General features: G+C 67.9%; 10 protein-coding genes. 5 read left to right on the forward strand and 5 right to left on the reverse strand.

Translation table 11 applies throughout. From position 1 onward, the window contains the following. The 3 genes from F8D48_RS10165 to F8D48_RS10170 all read left to right on the forward strand — a co-directional run. A partial coding sequence (locus F8D48_RS10165) for a DUF11 domain-containing protein (RefSeq protein ID WP_151431783.1) occupies positions 1-2,138 on the forward strand: 2,138 nt, incomplete at its 5' end. A gap of 167 nt (positions 2,139-2,305) precedes the next feature. After that, positions 2,306-2,440 (forward strand): hypothetical protein, encoded by a 135-nt coding sequence (locus tag F8D48_RS12170; RefSeq protein WP_276490339.1) that lies wholly within the window; start codon positions 2,306-2,308, stop codon positions 2,438-2,440. Positions 2,441-2,678: 238 nt separating this feature from the next. Next, positions 2,679-7,277: a DUF11 domain-containing protein gene (locus F8D48_RS10170; protein WP_151431785.1), complete on the forward strand. Its 4,599-nt coding sequence runs from the start codon at positions 2,679-2,681 to the stop codon at positions 7,275-7,277. A 181-nt stretch (positions 7,278-7,458) separates the two neighbouring features. On the opposite strand, the gene F8D48_RS10175 is transcribed toward F8D48_RS10170, so the two are convergent. The 5 genes from F8D48_RS10175 to F8D48_RS10195 form a co-directional block, all read right to left on the reverse strand. Then, positions 7,459-10,119 carry a valine--tRNA ligase gene (locus tag F8D48_RS10175; RefSeq protein ID WP_240806314.1) on the reverse strand — a complete coding sequence of 887 codons (2,661 nt, stop codon included), beginning with the start codon at positions 10,117-10,119 and terminating at the stop codon, positions 7,459-7,461. A gap of 81 nt (positions 10,120-10,200) precedes the next feature. Then, complete coding sequence (clpX, locus tag F8D48_RS10180) at positions 10,201-11,604, reverse strand: ATP-dependent Clp protease ATP-binding subunit ClpX (RefSeq protein ID WP_151431789.1); 1,404 nt, start codon at positions 11,602-11,604, stop codon at positions 10,201-10,203. A gap of 60 nt (positions 11,605-11,664) precedes the next feature. Beyond that, on the reverse strand, positions 11,665-12,297 hold the full coding sequence (gene clpP, locus F8D48_RS10185; protein WP_117284827.1) for an ATP-dependent Clp endopeptidase proteolytic subunit ClpP: 633 nt from the start codon (positions 12,295-12,297) through the stop codon (positions 11,665-11,667). A 310-nt stretch (positions 12,298-12,607) separates the two neighbouring features. After that, positions 12,608-14,011, reverse strand: a complete 1,404-nt coding sequence (gene tig, locus F8D48_RS10190; protein WP_240806315.1) for a trigger factor — start codon at positions 14,009-14,011, stop codon at positions 12,608-12,610. A 213-nt stretch (positions 14,012-14,224) separates the two neighbouring features. After that, on the reverse strand, positions 14,225-14,761 hold the full coding sequence (locus tag F8D48_RS10195; RefSeq protein WP_135971180.1) for a hypothetical protein: 537 nt from the start codon (positions 14,759-14,761) through the stop codon (positions 14,225-14,227). 453 nt (positions 14,762-15,214) lie between these two features. Here F8D48_RS10195 and F8D48_RS10200 point away from each other — a divergent pair, with 453 nt between their 5' ends. Both F8D48_RS10200 and F8D48_RS10205 read left to right on the forward strand, forming a co-directional pair. Next, positions 15,215-16,897, forward strand: coding sequence for an MFS transporter (locus tag F8D48_RS10200; RefSeq protein WP_151431793.1), 1,683 nt, complete (start codon positions 15,215-15,217; stop codon positions 16,895-16,897). Between the two features lie 119 nt (positions 16,898-17,016). Next, on the forward strand, positions 17,017-17,749 hold a 733-nt coding region (locus tag F8D48_RS10205; RefSeq protein ID WP_151431795.1), incomplete at its 3' end, for an amidohydrolase family protein.

Here is a 17,749-nt window from a genome sequence, read left to right on the forward strand (position 1 = left end):
CCCTGCCCCCTCCCTCCATCGCCACCAACCCCGATCCCGAGCCCGCCGAGCCCGGCGCCGACCCGGACAAGCCCGGCGACAAGATATACAAGGGCACCATCACGCTCACCTACCACGGCCACGAGCCCGGCCAGACGAACCCGGGCCGCGTGGAGCTGAAGATCGACACCCCCTCGTCGGGGCCCATCACCGTGGAGACGGCCGACGGCACCATCCTGGAGGCCGAGCTGGTGCGCGACGAGGACGGCAACCCCGTGCGCGACGAAGACGGGAACCTGACGGTCCTGCTCGACCCCGAGGCGGTCGGCAAGACCGAGCTCGTCATCAAGCAGGAGCCCAACGGGGCCTACACCGGCAGCACCTTCATCTACGACGTGACGGTGAGGCCCGACACCTCCGTCGCGCCGGCTCCCGCTCTGTCGAAGAGAGCCGAGAACCTCACTCACCCGGGCGGCCCCACCCAGCCCGGCGACCGCATCAGGTACACGATCGAGGCCTCGAACGGGGCCAAGGGGTCGCTCTGGACGGACGCGGTGGTGACCGACCCGCTGCCGGCGTGCCTGGAGCTGGACGAGAAGTCCGTGCGGCTCGACAACCCGTCGGCGGCCATCGCGGGGAAGGAGCTGGAGAAAGCCGCGTCGGTGGCCGCGGGCGACGTGGGGAAGTTCTCGCTCTCCGCGCCGGGCGCGGGCGGCCGACAGGTGCTCTCGGCGCCCGCCGGGGACATCGGCGGGGGCGGCTCGGCCACCGTCGCCTTCGAGTGCACCGTGCGCAGGGACATCGACTTCTCCAACCCCGAGGCGATGGACCTGGGCAACATCGCCTCGGCTACGGGCAAGCGCCCCAACCCCGACGGCCCGGACGGCCCCGACGTGGGCCCCGTGGCCCCGCCCGACACCGACCCGGCGACGCCCCCGGGCGGCGGGACCGTGGCGCCGGCCGACCCCGATCCGCGGGTGTCGAAGTCGGTGGAGAACCTGACCGCCCCCGGCGCGGGGGTGACGCATCTGGGGGACCGCCTGCGCTACACCGTGGAGCTGGAGAACGCGGGCGCGGCCGACAGCTGCCTCATGGGCGCCGTCGTGTCCGACCCGCTGCCGGCGGGGCTCGAGCCGGTGCCCGGCACCCTGCGCCTGTCCATTGACGGCGGCGAGCCCATCGAGGTGCCCGACGCCGCCTACGACCGGGCGAGCCGCACCGTCGCCGTGGCCTGCGGCGACCTGTGGGGCGGGCACGCGGCCGTGCTGACCTTCGAGTGCGCCGTGGGCGAGGCGGCCCTCGGGGCCGACAACGCGAACATCGCCCACGCCCACGGCACCGTGCCCTCCGAGAGCCCGGACGCGCGGCCCGAGGACCCCGATCCCGGCGAGCCCGCGGAGCCCCCGGCGGGCGGGCCCGAGGCCTCCTCGCCGCCGGCCGAGCCCGCGCCCGTGATCCCCAACGACCCGGCCGAGGGCGACGTGTCCGTCGCCAAGGCCGCCGAGAACCTCTCCCGCGCCGACGGCACCACCCGCGTGGGCGACACGGTGCGCTACACGGTGACGCTGCGCAACGAGGGGGCGGGCACCGGCTGGATGGACGCCGTCATCCGCGACGACGTGCCCCTCGGCCTGGAGCCCCTGGCCGGCACCATCCGCCTCATGCTGCCCGGCGGCGCCGAGGTGGCCGTGGACGACGCCGCCTACGACCCGAAGACAAGGACGCTCGCCGTGGCCTGCGGGCACCTCTACGGCGGGCAGGCCGCCGTCCTCTCCTTCGACGCGCTCGTGACCGCCGACGCCGTCGGCGCCGACATCGGGAACGTGGCCGTCGGCTACGGGACGCCGCCGAGCGCATGGGACCCCGACGGCACCCATCCCGAGCCAGGCGCCCCCTTCTCCCCCAACGGCGGCTGGGACGTCTGGGAGCAGGGCCGCGGCAAGGCCGTCTCCGACCCCGCCTATCCGCCCGGCGCGGACGCCTCGGGCGGCGTGCTGGACGGCGACGAAGGCGGCAAGCGGCGCACCACCATCGCCCACAAGCTGGCCCAGACCGGCGACGCCCTGCTGGCCGCGGCGCTCCTGCCCCTGACGCTGGCCCTGGCGGCCGGCGCAGCCCTGCTCGCGTCGCGGCGGCGCAGGGCGCGCAGCCCGCGGTAGGCAAAAGTCCGCCCATCATGCAGGAGGGGGCCGGCGGCTTCGCGCCCCCGGCCCCCTCCGCCGCCTCCAACCCCGACTGACCCACTCAGGGTTGCGGAAAGCGGACGGAAGGGGTATATTCGGGCAGACCTCGCGCCGCAAAGGCGCCCGAGAGAAGGAGAACCACCATGAGAGAGAAGCGACGGGGGTCGCTTCTGCGCCTCGGCCTGGCGGCCGCGCTCGCCTGCGGGATGGCTCCCGCGGTCGCGCTCGCCGAGCCCGAGGGCCAGGGCACGGAGACCCCCCCCCATCGAGTTTTCTGAGCCGGTAGGCGACGTATCGCCCGACGGCGGCCTTCCTTCCTCCTCTCCCCCGGACTCCCCGGACCCATCCACATCCTCCGATTTCCCGGACTCCCCCGACAAGGACAGCTCCCCCGCAGACGTCGCGCCCGCTGGCGGCGCATCGGCCGACGGGGAGGACTCCTCCCCCGGCGACACACCGGACTCCGCCGCCGCAACTGGCGCGACGGCGTCTCCCCTGGGGCGCATCACGGCCGGCATGGCCCACCTGACCGCCGGCGCGCCGGCTGCGGCGGCAGCCGACGCCATCCCCGTATCCGACGGCGCGAAGCCGGCTCCCGGCCCCGGCTCCTTCGAGCTGGGCGGCTTCACCATCTGGGGCGTCGACGGCGACGCGGTGACCGCCGCCGACTTCGCCTACGACGATGCCGCCAAGACCCTCACGGTGAACACCGACAAGCACTTCGCCCTGCAGACGGACGACCAGACCATTGTCGGGAAAACGCCGTCGGAAGACAACGCCGCAGGTGTCCATGCGAAACCCAACACCACGTCTCTCGTCATTCCCGCAGGCCAAACGGCGAACATTACCCTGGCAGGCGTAGGTGTGAGGGCCGATAACCCTTTCGAGATCTCCAAAGGAGCGACCTGCAACCTGGTGCTCGCCGATCAGAGCTATAACTCCTTCGCCTCCACCGGCAACGTCAGAGCCGGCATCCACAATCCCACGGGAGCCACCCTGACTATCGATGACTCCATACCCAACAAAGATGCGAGCGGCAACCCCGTCGTTCCCGTCGATGGCCTCATCCCGGCCGATCTCACCCTGGCAAACGGCATGAAAGTGAAAAAGGGCGATCCCCTCTCCTCCATGGATAGCAAAAACCCTGGCGTGCTCTATGCTCTTGCCGGTGTCACCGGAGATGGCAACGGAGCAGGCATTGGCGGCGAAAGCGACCGGATTGGCGGTAACCACGGCGAGGCCGGAGGATCGTTTACCATGTATGGCGGTATCGTGACCGCTCGCTGCTCGGCCAACAAGGCATCCCCCAGCACCCACTGTGGCGCGGGAATCGGGGGAGACGGCTGGAGCGGCGACGGCACGGGTTCTAGCGAGTGGATCACCATCAACGGCGGCCGCCTGAGCGCCATCGCCGGGTACCACGGTGCCGGTATCGGCAGCGGCAATGCCGGCGCGACGGGCAACATTCGTATCAACGGGGGCTACGTCATCTCCAAGGGCGGCGACCACGGCAGCGGGTTCGGAGCCGCCTGCCAACCGGCCAACAGCTCCGCCTTCAAGATCGTCCTCACGGGCGGCACCCTCATCCCCTCAACCGTTAGTCCTCCCCTCATAAACTGCGGGGACATCGGCGCACCCGGTGCCGACATCACCATCACCGGCGGCTCCATCGGCAACGGCCGCAAGCCAGGCGATTTCTCCTTCGTGGGCAGCGCGCACAACGCCCAGGGCGAGCCCATCGAAATGATCCAGGTGGATCTCACCTCGGATGTGGGCGAGAACACCTACAAACTCACTGACTGGCAGCTCCTCGTTGACGGAGAACCTTTCGACTACGGCGCACCGGCCGAGTTCGACAAGGGGCACCTCTACCTCTGGCTCCCCCAGACAGTGAAGCAGAACAGCGAGGTCACCGTTAACTTCACCTACCTCGACACCAACAAGCTGGACGAGAACGGTAACCCCACCCCCGTAACACCGCTCCCGCTGTTCCGACCGCCCGACAGCCAGATGCCCCCGGATGCGCCCGATGACGGAAAGCTGCGCCGCTACGCCGACTTCACCCTGGACGACGACTACCTGGCATCTCTGAACAAGTACTACGACGGCAAGGGCGCGCCCCTCTTCACGCTGCCCCTGCGCACCCCCGACGGCCGCAACCTCACCGACGCGGACGCCATCAAGTTCAAATACCAGCGCCTCGACGATGCTGGCAACCCCGTCGGAACCGAGACGGACAACGGCGCCGACGTGGGCCGCATGCGCTTCACGGCCATCTCCACCCAGTACTCCAAGGACACCGCCAACAACTTCTCCGAAAGCTACTGGGGTCACCGCGCGGTCGGCGATTTCACCATCTCCCCCATCGCCTCCATCGTGCGCGACGTGAGGGCCGAATGGGTGGACGACAAGAAGCCCGGGCTCGTTCCCCACCCCTCCGACCAGGTTCTCCGCGTTGAGGCCATCATCGACCGAGCTCCCACGGTGGACGGCGAGCCGAATTCCGAGAAGACCAAGGGCACGTGCCAGGCGCCACGCGGCCGCGTGCAGATCTACGTCGATGGCGAGCCCGTCGGCGCTCCCGAGCCGCTTGTGTTCGCCGGTGACCTCAGTGAGGACGGCAAGCCAATCCCCACTGGCGACCCCCGGATAAACGCCACCGTCGAGGACAACGGAGCCGGGGGTACCCGCACCCACTTCTCCCTTGCCCGCGCCGCCGCCACTTCCGACTTCCTCGTGCCCACCCAGGGCCAGGAAGGGCGCCATGAGATCTCCCTCCAGTTCCTCCCGCCCTCTGACGAGCAAGCGGCGGACGGCGTTCCCGCGAACTACCTCGAGAGCGCCAATCCCACCGAAGATCCCACGGTGCCCCGGGCCGAGGTGGCCATCGATCCCATCGATCCCAACCCCACCGCGACCCTGCCTCCCGACCCCGGCGCCGACCCGAGCGAGCCGCAGCCGTCCCTCGATATTGACTACGCTCACCCCACGCCCGACAAGCCCGGCGCCGACCCGTCCAAGCCTGGAGACAAGACCTACCACGGCGACCTCACCCTGTACTACAAGCAGCCCGGCGGAACCGACCCCAACCCCGGTCGCGTGGAGATCAAGCTGGACACCCCCTCGTCGGGTCCCATCACAGTGACCACCGCGGACGGACGCATCGTCGAGGCCGAGATCGTCCTTGACGAAGACGGGAAGCCCCTGCGCGACGACGACGGAAAGATCACCCTTGTCGTTGATCCCGTGGCTGTGGGGTCCAGCGAGCTCGTCGTCAAGCAAGAGCCCAACGGCGCCTTCACGGGGAGCACCTTCGTCATCGACGTGACCGTGAAACCAGAACCGAAGATCGCCCCAGCCCCGGCACTGTCTAAGAGGGCTGAGAACCTCACCCACCCGAATGGCCCCACCCAGCCCGGCGACCGCATCCGCTACACCATCGAAGCCGCCAACAGCGCCGCCGGCTCGCTGTGGACCGATGCCGTGGTCACCGACCCGCTGCCCGCCTGCCTCGCGTTGGACGAGATAACCGTGCGCCTGGCCAACCCCTATCTGCCCCTCGATGGCCCGCTCGCCAAGACGGCGAGTGCTCGGCCCCAGGACACGGGCAAGTTCTCGCTGTCGATACCGGGAGCGGACGGCCGGCCCCTTCTCACAGTGCCCCTGGGAGCGGTACCTGGCAACGGCACGGCCACGGTCACCTTCGAGGCGGTTGTCCGCGACGCCCTCGACTTCGCAGATCCCGATGTCATCGACCTCGAGAACATCGCCTCGGCCACGGGCACGCGCCCCAGTCTGACCGACCCCGACAAGCCTATGGAAGACCCGGATCATCCCGGCGAGCCCCTTCCGGTTGACCCCGCCCCTACCAAGCCCGCCACACCGCCCGGTCCCGCCAGCGTCGTACCTGCCGACCCCGCCATGACGCTGGAAAAGTCCGTGGAGAACGTTACCGAACCCGAGGCCAAGGTGACGCGCCGGGGCGACATCTTGCGCTACACCGTGGCGCTTGAGAACACCGGTGCTGCCGACAGCTGCCTGGTGAACGCCGTCATATCCGATCCGCTGCCCGAGGGGCTGGAGCCCGTGGCAGGCACTCTGCGCCTCGCCGGGCCCGACGCGGACGGGAGCGGCAGCCCGCTGGTTGTATCCGACGATGCCTACGACCGGGCCAGTCGCACCATCGCCGTCATGGTCGGCGATGTGTGGGGCGGCCAGCGCTGGCTCCTCACCTTCGATGTCGTCGTCGGCGCTGAGGCCGTGGGAGCGGAGAGTGGCAATGTCGCTTTCGTCCACGGCACCGTGCCCTCCGTCGGCCCCGACGGCCTGCCGGGCAACCGTCCGGCCGGAGAGCCCGCCGCGCCGCCGAGCGGCGAGCCCGTGGGCAGCACCGACCCCGCCGAGCCCCCCATTCTCGTGGGCGATGATCCCGCCGATGGCGCGGTGTCCATCGTCAAGATGGCCGAGAACACTACGAGCACCGATGGCAAGACCCGCGTCGGCGATGTCGTGCGCTACCGCATCCAGCTAGCCAACGACGGGCCGGCGACCAGTTGGATGGACGTCGTCGTTCGCGACGACGTGCCGCGCGGCCTGGAACCCGTGGCTGGCACCATCGCCCTCACTCTTCCGGACGGGCGCCAGATCGCCGTGGACGACGGGGCCTACAACCATGAGACCCGGCGCTTGTCCGTTGCCACCGGTCACCTCTATGGCGGTCGGACCGTCACCCTCGTGTTCGACGCCGTGGTAACCGCCGAGGCCGTTGGCAGCGACATCGGCAACGTGGCCGTCGCTCTGGGCATGCCGCCGAGTCGTTGGGACCCCGCCGTTCCCTTCCCCGAACCTGGCTCCCCCTTCGATCCGGATCAGGGCTGGGACGCCTTCGACGAGAGCCGCGAGACCGTGGCGAGTCCGGCCGCCTACCCGCCTGGCGTCACGGCTGCTGGGGGCGTTCTCGACGGCACGGCCGACGAAGGCACCACCATCCGGCACGCGCGCCTCGCCCAGACCAGCGACACCCTGGCCCTCGCCGCTCTGCTGCCCGTCGCCGCCCTGCTGGCTGCCGGGGCCGCCCTCCTCGCCAGCCATCGCCGTCTGCGCCGCGTCGGTTAGGGATCGCCGCCCAGAGACCCGCGTCCGCAAAGTTGGCCGAGAACGAGAAAGGACCCTACGGGTCCTTTCTCGTTCTCGGCACGGCCCTCGATGATTCTCGGCACGGTCCTCGATGATGTAGCGGCGCAGCACATCGGTAGCCCAGAGACGGAACTCCACGCCGCTGCTGCGTTGTAGCCTTTTACTCCAGCTCGGCCAGCTGAGCCTCGATGCGCGCCAGCTTGTCGGCCAGATCGGCCAGCTTCGCCTTGTCCTTCTCCACGATCTCCGGCGCGGCCTTCGCCAGAAAGCCCGGGTTGGAGAGCTTCTTCTCGAACTTGGCAACATCTTTGGCCAGGCCATCGCGCTCACGGGCCAGACGCGCCCGCTCAGCATCGAAGTCCACATGGCCCGCCAGCACGATGTACACCTCGAGCCCCGAACCGAGCACCACGGCGCTCTCGGCGGGCTTGGAGGTCTCCACAGCCACCTCGAACTCCTCCACGTTGGCCAGCTGGCCGATGAGGTGCGCTTGGGCCAGCAGCAGGGCCGCGTCGGCCTCGGCCGCCACCTTCACGGCCACGGGCAGGGCCACCTTCGGCGAGATGCCGTAGCGCGAACGGGTGGAGCGCACCGCGCCCACCACCTCGCACACCATGGCAATGGCACGTTCAGACTCCTCGTCCACGAAGCGGCTGAGCTCGGCGGCATCGGGCCACGACGCCACGATGAGCATGGGCGCGGCGGCGTCGCCCTTGGGCATCTCGCCATAGACCTCCTCGGTGATGAACGGCATGATGGGATGCAGAAGGCGCAGAATCTGCCCCAACACGAACACCAGGTTGCGCTGGCAGGCGGCGCGGTCGGCCGGATCGGCGTCGGCGGCCAGGCGCGCCTTGGAGAACTCAATGTACCAGTCGCAGAACTCGTTCCACACGAAGCTGTACAGCTCGCGGGTGATCTCACCGAACTCGAAGTTGTCGTAGGCCGCGTCCACCGCCGCCACGACCTTCGCCAAGCGGGAGAAGATCCAGCGGTCGGCCGGCGTGACCGGCTCGGGCGCGCCGGGCTCGTATCCCTCCAGGTTCATGAGCACGAAGCGGCTCGCGTTCTTCACCTTGTTCGCGAAGTTGCGGGAGCTTTCCAGCTTGGCCTCGTTGAACTTCATGTCCTGGGCGCCGGTCACCTGCATGAGCAGGCCGAAGCGCATGCCGTCGGCGCCGTAGTCCTCCATGAGGCGCAGCGGGTCCACGCCGTTGCCGCGGCTCTTGGACATGGGCTTGCCGTCGGCGGCCATGACCGTGGGATGAATGATGACGTCCTCGAAGGGAATGGTGTTATCGCAGCAGTACATGGAAGCCATGACCATGCGCGCCACCCACAGCCCCATGATATCGCGGGCCGTGGAGAGCACCTGGGTCGGATAGGCCGTGCGCATCTGGGGCGCGTCCATGCCCTCTTCCGTCCAGCCCATGGTGGCAAAGGGCCACAGCTGGCTGGAGAACCAGGTGTCCAGCACGTCGTCGTCCTGGCGTACCGGCGCCCCGCACACCGGGCAGACCTCCACCTCGTCCACCGAGGCATCCTCCCAGCCGCACTCATCGCAGTAGTACATGGGAATGCGGTGGCCCCACCACAGCTGGCGCGAGATGCACCAGTCCTTCAAATTCGCGAGCCAGTCCAAATACACTTGCTTCCACCGGGCCGGGTGGAACTGGATGGAACCGTCCTCCACCACGCGGGCGGCGGCCTCCTTCAGGCCGTCCACGGCCACGAACCACTGCTCGGATTCCCAGGGCTCCAGCTTGGTGTGGCAGCGGTAGCAGGTCATGACCGAATGGTCGTGGTCCTCCACATGATCGAGCAGGCCGAGCTCCTCGAAGGCGGCCACCACGGCCTCGCGGGCCTCATCGCGGTCCATCCCCGAGAACTTCCCATAGCCTTCCACCACGTGCGCCGTCTCGTCGAAGATGTTGATGCGGGGAAGCCCCGCCTTCTCCCCCATGGCCCAGTCGTTGGGGTCATGGGAGGGGGTCACCTTCACGCAGCCGGTGCCGAACTCGGTGTCCACGTGCCAGTCGGCGAAGATGGGGATCTCGCGATCCACCAGCGGCAGCTTCACCGTCTTGCCAACGAGATGCCCGAAGCGCTCGTCCTTGGGGTTCACGGCCACGCCGGTGTCCCCCAGCATGGTCTCGGGGCGCGTGGTGGCCACGACCAGGTACTCCAGACCGTCCACCGGCTCGGTCAGGGGGTAGCGCAGGTACCACAGATGCCCCGCCTCGTCCACGTACTCGGCCTCGTCGTCGGCGATAGCTGTGGTGCAGCTCGGGCACCAGTTCACGATGCGCTTGCCCCGGTAGATGAGCTTGTCGCGGTACCAGTCCACGAACAGCTTCCGCACGGCGCGCACGTAGGAGGGCTCTAAGGTGAAGTGCTCGTCGGAGTAGTCGCAGGAGCAGCCCATGCCCTTGATCTGGTTCACGATGGTGGTGCCGTACTCCTCGCGCCACTTGTAGCATTCCCCGATGAAGGCCTCGCGGCCGATCTCCAGGCGGCTGATGCCAGCCTCGGCCAGGCGCTTGTCCACCTTGGTCTGGGTGGAGATGCCGGCATGGTCGGTGCCGATGATCCAGCGGGTCTTAAAGCCGCGCATGCGGGCGCGGCGGATGCAGGCGTCCTGGATGGTGTCGTTCAGGGCATGGCCCATGTGCAGCACGCCGGTGATGTTCGGCGGCGGGATGACGATGGTGTAGCTCTCGCCGGCATGCTCGCCGAAGCCCGGCGTGCGCTGGAAATAGCCGGCGTCCTTCCATGCCTCGAAGATGGGCCGCTCCATGGCGGCGTAGTCGGTCTGGGTCATCCTCATCCCTTCTCTGCGAAATCGGTGGGTACGGAACACGACGCCGGCGCCCCCACGGACGCACGGCGCCGCCCATAGCTGCTAGGAAGCGTGCAGGGCTCCCTCGATGTTGGCCCGGGGCTTGATGACCGGCTTCGTCTCGCCGGTGATGTCGCTGGCCCGCACGGTCACCTGGGAGGCGCCGTCGAACTCGGGCAGGTCGTACATCACGTCCATGAGCACGCGCTCGCAGATGGAGCGCAGGCCGCGGGCTCCGGTGCCGTGCTCGACGGCCTCGTGGGCGATGGCTGTCAGGGCCGCCTTGTCGAAGGCCAGGCGGCAGTCCTCGAACTCGAACATGCGGGTGTACTGCTTCACGAGCGCGTTCTTCGGCTCCACGAGGATGCGCACGAGGTCTTCCTCGGACAGCTCGGAAAGCGACGTGATGACCGGGATACGACCCACGAACTCGGGGATCATGCCGTACTTGTTCAGATCCTCGGGAAGCACCTGGCGCAGAAGCTCGGCCTCGGACTCCTTCTTGGAGGCGGCCAGCTCGCTCGCGAAGCCCAGCGAGGTAGTGCCCACGCGGCTCGCCACGATGTCGGCCAGGCCCACGAAGGCGCCGCCCAGGATGAACAGGATGTTGGTGGTGTCGATGGGGATGAGCTCCTGCTGGGGGTGCTTGCGACCGCCCTGGGGCGGCACCGAGGCCTCGCAGCCCTCGACGATCTTCAGCAGGGCCTGCTGCACGCCCTCGCCGGACACGTCGCGGGTGATGGAGAGGTTCTCGGCCTTGCGGGCGATCTTGTCGATCTCGTCGATGTAGATGATGCCGATCTCGGCCCGGGGCACCTCGAAGTCGGCGGCGGTGATGAGCTTCAGCAGGATGTTCTCCACGTCCTCGCCCACGTATCCCGCCTCGGTGAGCGTGGTGGCGTCGGCGATGGCGAAGGGCACCTGCAGGGTGCGGGCCAGGGTTTGGGCCAGAAGCGTCTTGCCCGAGCCCGTGGGACCGATGAGCATGATGTTGCTCTTGGCCAGCTCCACGTCGCCCTCGGCGGCCGCCTCCCCCATGGAGATGCGCTTGTAGTGGTTGTACACGGCCACGGACAGGGCCCGCTTGGCCTCCTCCTGGCCCACCACGTGCTCGGACAGCCGCGCGTACAGCTCGTGGGGCGTGGGCAAGTCCCCCAGCACCTCGGCCGGCGAGGGGCCGTCGTCGACCACGGGGCTCTCCTCGCGGACCATCTCGGCCTCGGGCGGATTGCCCCAGCGACCCCAGCCCCCGCCGAAGCGGCCGTCATCGACCGGCTCGAACTCCTGGGCCATGGTGTAGCCCATGTCGCGCATCATGGCATCGGCGCATACCGAGATGCACTCGTCGCAGATGTAGATGCCGTTGGGGCCAGAGATCATGGCGTTGACCAGGTCGCCGGTCTTACCGCAGAAGGCGCAGGTGTAATCGCCCCGATGGGGGTCGTAGGGATGATGATGGTTGTTCATGGCTTCCTTTTCAGGTTCCTCGCTCGTTCGGCTTCGCGGTGCATCGGGAAGCGATGCGCGCTATTCGCCCTTCTTCTGGCCGGGCATGGCGCCGTGGTGGTAGATGATCTCGTCCACGAGGCCATACTCCTTGGCCTCCTCGGCGGTCATGTAGTTGTCGCGCTCGGTGTCCAGCTGGATGCGCTCGATGGACTGGCCGGTGTTCTCGGACAGGATCTTGTTCAGGCGCTTGCGGGTCTTCAGCATGAAGTCGGCCACAATGGCGATCTCGGTCTGCTGGCCCTGGGCGCCGCCGAGCGGCTGGTGGATGAGCACCATGGAGTTCGGCAGCACGAAGCGCTTGCCCTTGGTGCCCGAGGACAGGAGCACGGCGGCCATGGAGGCGCACTCGCCGATGCAGATGGTGGACACGTCGCACTTGATGAAGTTCATGGTGTCCAAAATGCCGAGGCCTGCCGTGACCGAGCCGCCCGGGGAATTGATGTACAAGGAGATGTCCTTATCGGGATCGGTGGCCTCCAGGTGCAGCAGCTGGGCCACCACGGAGTTGGCCACATGGTCGTCGATCTGCTCGCCGAGGAAGATGATGCGGTCGTTCAGCAGGCGGCTGTAGATGTCGTAGCTGCGCTCGCCCCGCGGCGACTGCTCGATGACGTAGGGGATGAGGGCGTTGCTCGCGCGTTCGATGCCCATGGGTGCCTCTCTTTCGCAAATAGGGCCGCATAGCGCGGCCTGTCCATAGTTCAGAACCATATTGCTATACATCCGTTCGCAATGCAAGGGGAACGGGGAAATGAACACAGCAGCGGAGGTTGAGTGTAGAGGGAGTGCCCGGTGTTCTGACCGAGCGAGTTCCGCAGCGACTGCGACAGTCCAGTGGACTGTCGCACAAAGCGAGGACTGTCTGAGCGAATCAGAATACCGGGCGGTCCCGACCCGGAAGATTCGCCACGAAAAAGGGCGGGGTCTCCCCCGCCCTTGTGACTCGCGATGCGAAGCGCCGTTATTCGGCGGCTTCCTCGGCGTCGTCGGCCTTCTTGGCGGCCTTCTTCTTCGCCGGCTTCTTGGCGGCCTTCTTCTCGGCAGCGGCCTCGGCGGCGAAGTCCTTCTCGGTCACCTTGGCGTTCTCCATGAGGTCCTCGATGGCCTTGGTGCGCAGAAGGCCGGTGCGGATGAGGTGCAGACGGCCCGCCTCGCGCCACTCCTTCTCCAGAGCCGCGGGATCCTCCACGCCGGTCTTGGCGAACTCGGCGGCCACTTCCTCGTCGGTGACCTCCATGCCGGCATGGCGGGCCCAGGCCTCAAGGGCGAGCTGCTCCTTCACATGGTCGGCGGCCTGGGCCTTCAGATCGGCCTTGAACTGATCGGAGGTGATGCCCTGGCTGCCCAGGTAGGCGTCGAAGGTCATGCCGGCCTGCTGCAGCTGGGTGAAGAAGTCCTGGAGCAGCGAGGTCTCGGCCTCGGCGGCCATGGCCGCGGGCACCTCGGCGTCGATGCGCTCCAGCAGCTTGGTCATGATGGCGTTCTCCTTGATGCGCGGCATCATGGCGCCCTTCTGCATGTTCAGCGACTCGGCGATGCGCTCGCGCATGTCGGCCACGGACTCGAAGCCCATGGTCTCCTTCGCCCACTCGTCGGTGACCTCGGGGGCGGCCTTCTTCTTCACCACGGTGCAGGTGACCTCGAAGTTCACCGGCTTGCCGGCCTGGTCGGCCAAGAGCACAGCGGTCTCGTCGGCGGGCACCTCCAGGGTGAACTCCTTGGTCTGGCCCTTCTTCATGCCCATGATCTCGGCATCGAAGGCCTCGGAGAGCATGCCGGTGCCCGGGCCGTACAGGCGGGACTCGCTCGTGATGGCGGCGATGTCGTTGCCCTCGGCGTCGGTGGCCTTGATGGCCAGGTCGGCGTAGTTCTCCGGCTTCAGCTTCGTGGCGGCGGAGGCGTCCTCGAAGGTGGTGTAGTGCTCGGCCATGGCAGACACCTGGTCGTCGATCTCGGCCTCGGTGGCCTCGGCGAAGGGCAGCTCGATCTCGACGGCATCGTAGCTGGAGAGCTCCACCTGGGGGCGCAGGTCGATGGTGAAGGAGAACACGTAGGGCTTGCCGGCCTCCACAAGCTCGGTCTCGTCCATGGTGGGGCCGGACACGGGGCTGAGGCCCTCGGCGTCGATGGCGGCGGCCCAGGCGCTGTTCAGCACCTCATCGGTGACGGTGGCACGCACGGCCTCGGCGCCGAGCGCGTTGTCGATAACCGGGCGCGGGGCCTTGCCGCGGCGGAAGCCCGGGAAATTGTACTTGCGAGCGAAGTCCTTGTAGGTCTTATTGATGCGCCCGTCGATATCGGCGGCATCAACGGTCACGGTGACTTTGGCCTTGTTGCCCTCAAGGGACTCAACGTTTGTTTCCACGAATAATTCCTCCATCGTTTCCTGACACGGCGCGGGATGCTTGCGCCCGCGCGAACACTTCCTCGGCGATCCGCCAGGCGGAATCCCGCGGAAGCGCACAGCTGCCCATTATGCCACAACCATCACACAGTGGCTACACATCGCCCGAACCATGACACAAAAAAGAGACGCGGGCAGGACGCCCGCGCCTCTAAAAGTCATTGCATCGGCTCCTTAGGCCTCGCTCTTGCCGGAGCGCACCACGTAGCAGATGGTGAAGTAGCCGGCCACACCGCCTGCGCACGCGCAGACGACGCCTTTGAGCAGCATCATGGCCGTGACCGTAAGCGGCAGGGGCAGAAGCACGCAGGCGAAGGCGCCCACGCCCATGAGGGTGACGGTGGCCGCCACGGTGGTGACGAGCAGCGCCGGGGCGTAGCTGGCCGGCACGAGGGAGGCCGCCCCGCCGAGGTTGGCCGCATTGGGGCCGGCGAAGACGTGCTTGCGCAGGTCCATGCGGGTGAGCGGCACCACGATGACGAACAGCAGAAGGCCCAGGAGCACGCCGGTCAGGGCGAAGTCGTGGAAAATGTCGGCGTGGCCGAGCAGGGCCTCGGGCTCGCCCATGTGCAGCAGGTAGAAGATGACGGCGTTAATGATGCCGTTGATGACGCCGTAGCCGATGATGCACTTGTTCAGCAGATAGGAGTTGAAGGGCTTCGCGGGACGCGCCGGAGTCGCCGCGCCCGAGCTTGCCACTGACTTTGCCATGGGTGTTCCTTTCCTCGAGAACCGCTGGCCCGCATCGGCGATAGCAGCCGGAGCGGGGCCGTCTGACGCTTCCATTATGGGAGGGCGCCGCCGCCTCTGCGGAAGAACCCTTACCGCTGTTACGGAAGGGTGGGCGGCGGGGCACTTTCGCCGCCGTTGCGCCACAGAGGGGGAACCGAGTTGTTTCCAAACCGTTTTACCTGGGGAAATACGGGGTCGCTGCGGCGAGGGATCCCTACAGGGGGCTCCCCGGCCGCGCAAGCCCCTTGCCGCTGCTGCGGTAAAGCTTCTGCCATGGCCGCCGAGGCGGCGGTACTACGATGGCGGCGACGGAGGGGGCGGCCGTTCGGGTCTCTCGTCTCGCAGGGCTCGCGCCCGCGCGGCCCGAGCAGCCCCCTCCCGTGCGCCGAGGAAGGCGCATGGCATATCGGTTCCGATAGAAGGAGGAAATCTATGACCAAAGACAAGGCAAAGCAAGTCGAGGGAGGTGCGGAGAAGTTCCTGGTGCTGCCCATCCTGGTGCTCATCATGGCCCAGATGGGAACCTCGGGCGACAACGGCGCGCTCGGCCTGGCAAACCAGCAGCTGGTCGACGTGCTGGGCGCCACCACCCCCGACATCCAGCTGGCGAACATGGTGTACTCGCTCATGGCCGGCGCCTTCATGGTGGCGGGCGGTCTGATGGGCACCATCATCGGCTGGCGCACGAACTTCCGCATGGGCGCCGCCCTCTGCGCGGCCGGCGAGCTTGTCATGGCGCTGTCGCCGAACATGACCGTGTTCATCTGGGGCGGCCGCATTCTCGTCGGCTTCGGCGCCAGCTTCATGATCCCCTCGGTGCTGGGCCTTATCCCTTTCATCTACCACGGCAAGAACCGCGTGCTGGCCTTCGGCTGCATCGGCGCCGCCTCGGGCCTGTCGGCCTTCCTGCCGCTGTTCCTGGGCATCGTCATGCAGTTCGGTGGCTTCCGCGTCACCTACGGCGTGCTGGCCGTGTACTTCGTGCTGGTGCTCGCCCTCTCGCTCAAGCTTCCGGCTATCCAGAAGCCCGCTGAGAAGCTGAAGTTCGACGGGCTCGGCACCGGCATCGCCGCCGTGGGCCTGTTCCTGTTCCTCGTGGGCCTGTCCCGCATCTCCGCCTGGGGCCTCATCGAGCCCTTCGCGGCATGCCCCTTCACCATCTTCGGCATCTCGCCGGCCCTGCCCATGGCCGCCCTCGGCCTGCTTCTCATCGTGGCCCTCGTGCCCATCGAGAAGCGCGTGGAGGAGAAGAACGGCATCGCGCTTCTGCCCCAGTCCTTCCTGAAGACCCCCCAGGTGCGCGCCGGCCTCGTGGCGAGCGCCATCACCTTCTTCTTCATGGGCGTGCAGGCCGTTCTGCTGTCCCCCTACCTGCAGCTGGTGGCCGGCTGGCCGCCGATGCAGCTGGGCCTCATGGCGCTGGCCATCGGCATCCCCACGTTCATCTTCTCGCTCGGCATCCCGAAGTTCATGCCGAACGCCAACCCGCGCCGCGTCATCCAGATCGGCTACATCGTCATGGCCGCCGCCTTCATCCCCATGGGCCTCTCGCTGCACGGGTCCGAAGTGTCGCCGCTCATGTGGCTGGGCCTGGCCGTCGCCGGAGCCGGCGCCGGTATTGTCAGCTCGCACACGAACAACATCGTGGCCCTGGCCGTGAACGAGCGCGACGCCTCCCAGTCCGGCGGCATCCAGACCACCATGCGCAACGTGGGCCAGGCCATCGGCGTGGCCGCCATCGGCGCGGTGCTCCTGTTCGGCATCACCGTGAACATCGACAACGCCATGGCCGACAATCCGACCATCACCCCCGAGGTGCGCGCCGCCGTGGCCGAGCGCAACATCACCCTCATGGGCGACGCCCAGTTCGAGGCCACCATCGCCGACATCCCCATGGACGATGCCGAGAAGGCGGAGCTTGTGAAGCTGAACTCGGATGCCCGCATCCAGTCCACCATCACCGCCTACGTGGTGTCGGCCGTCATCATTCTCCTCGGCCTGCTCACCACCCGCTGGATCACCATCTTCCGCAAGGACGAGGAAGGCGGCGCCCCGTCTGAGCCGCTGCCCGCTGACGAGCAGCCCTTCGAGCCCGTGGTGGATCGCGAGATGTAGCGACCGCACCCGCCGCTTTGGCGAGGACATCTATCAAACCTGGCAAGACGAAGCGGGTGGGACCAACGCCCACCCGCTTCTTGCATCCAAGACCGGAACCGACCACGAAAGGAAGACCTATGGGCAAGCTGTTCTGCAACGCAACGTTCGTTCCCCTCACCGACGAGGACGCCCGCGCCGAAGCCCTGCTCGTCGACGACGAGGGCCGCATCGCCTTCGTCGGCCCCCTGGAGGAGGCCCGCGAGCGCGCCGGGGGCGCCGAGGAGGTGGACCTGGGCGGCGCGGCGGTGCTGCCCGGGCTCATCGACCCGCACAGCCACTTCACCGGCTCGCTGCAGTACCTGCTGTTCGCCGACCTGTCCGAGTGCACCTCCTTCGCCGAGATCACCGATACGCTGAGGGAGTTCGCCGCCAAGCGCCGCATCGGGCCCGACGGGGTCATTATGGGCAACGGCTACGACCAGAACAACCTGGTCGAGCAGCGCCACCCCGACAAGTCCGTCCTGAACGCAGTGTCCACCGACGTCCCCGTGCTCATCACCCACGTGTCGAACCACATGGGCGTGGCCAACGACCGCCTGCTGGAGCTGGCCGGCATCACGCCCACGACCCCCGATCCGGAGGGCGGCCGCTACGGGCGCATGGACGGCACCGGCGACTTGGACGGCTACGCCGAGGAGCCGGCGGCCATGAACCCCTTCTACGCGGTGACCACGCCGCGGCTCGGCCTGGACTTCAACGCCATGATCGGCGACATGCAGCGCATATACCTGGAGCACGGCGTGACCACCTGCCAGGACGGCGCCACCGCCCCGGACATGGCCGCCGTCCTGGCGGGCCTGGCGAAGGCCG

This window comes from Adlercreutzia muris (assembly GCF_008831045.1).
GTDB lineage: Bacteria > Actinomycetota > Coriobacteriia > Coriobacteriales > Eggerthellaceae > Adlercreutzia > Adlercreutzia muris.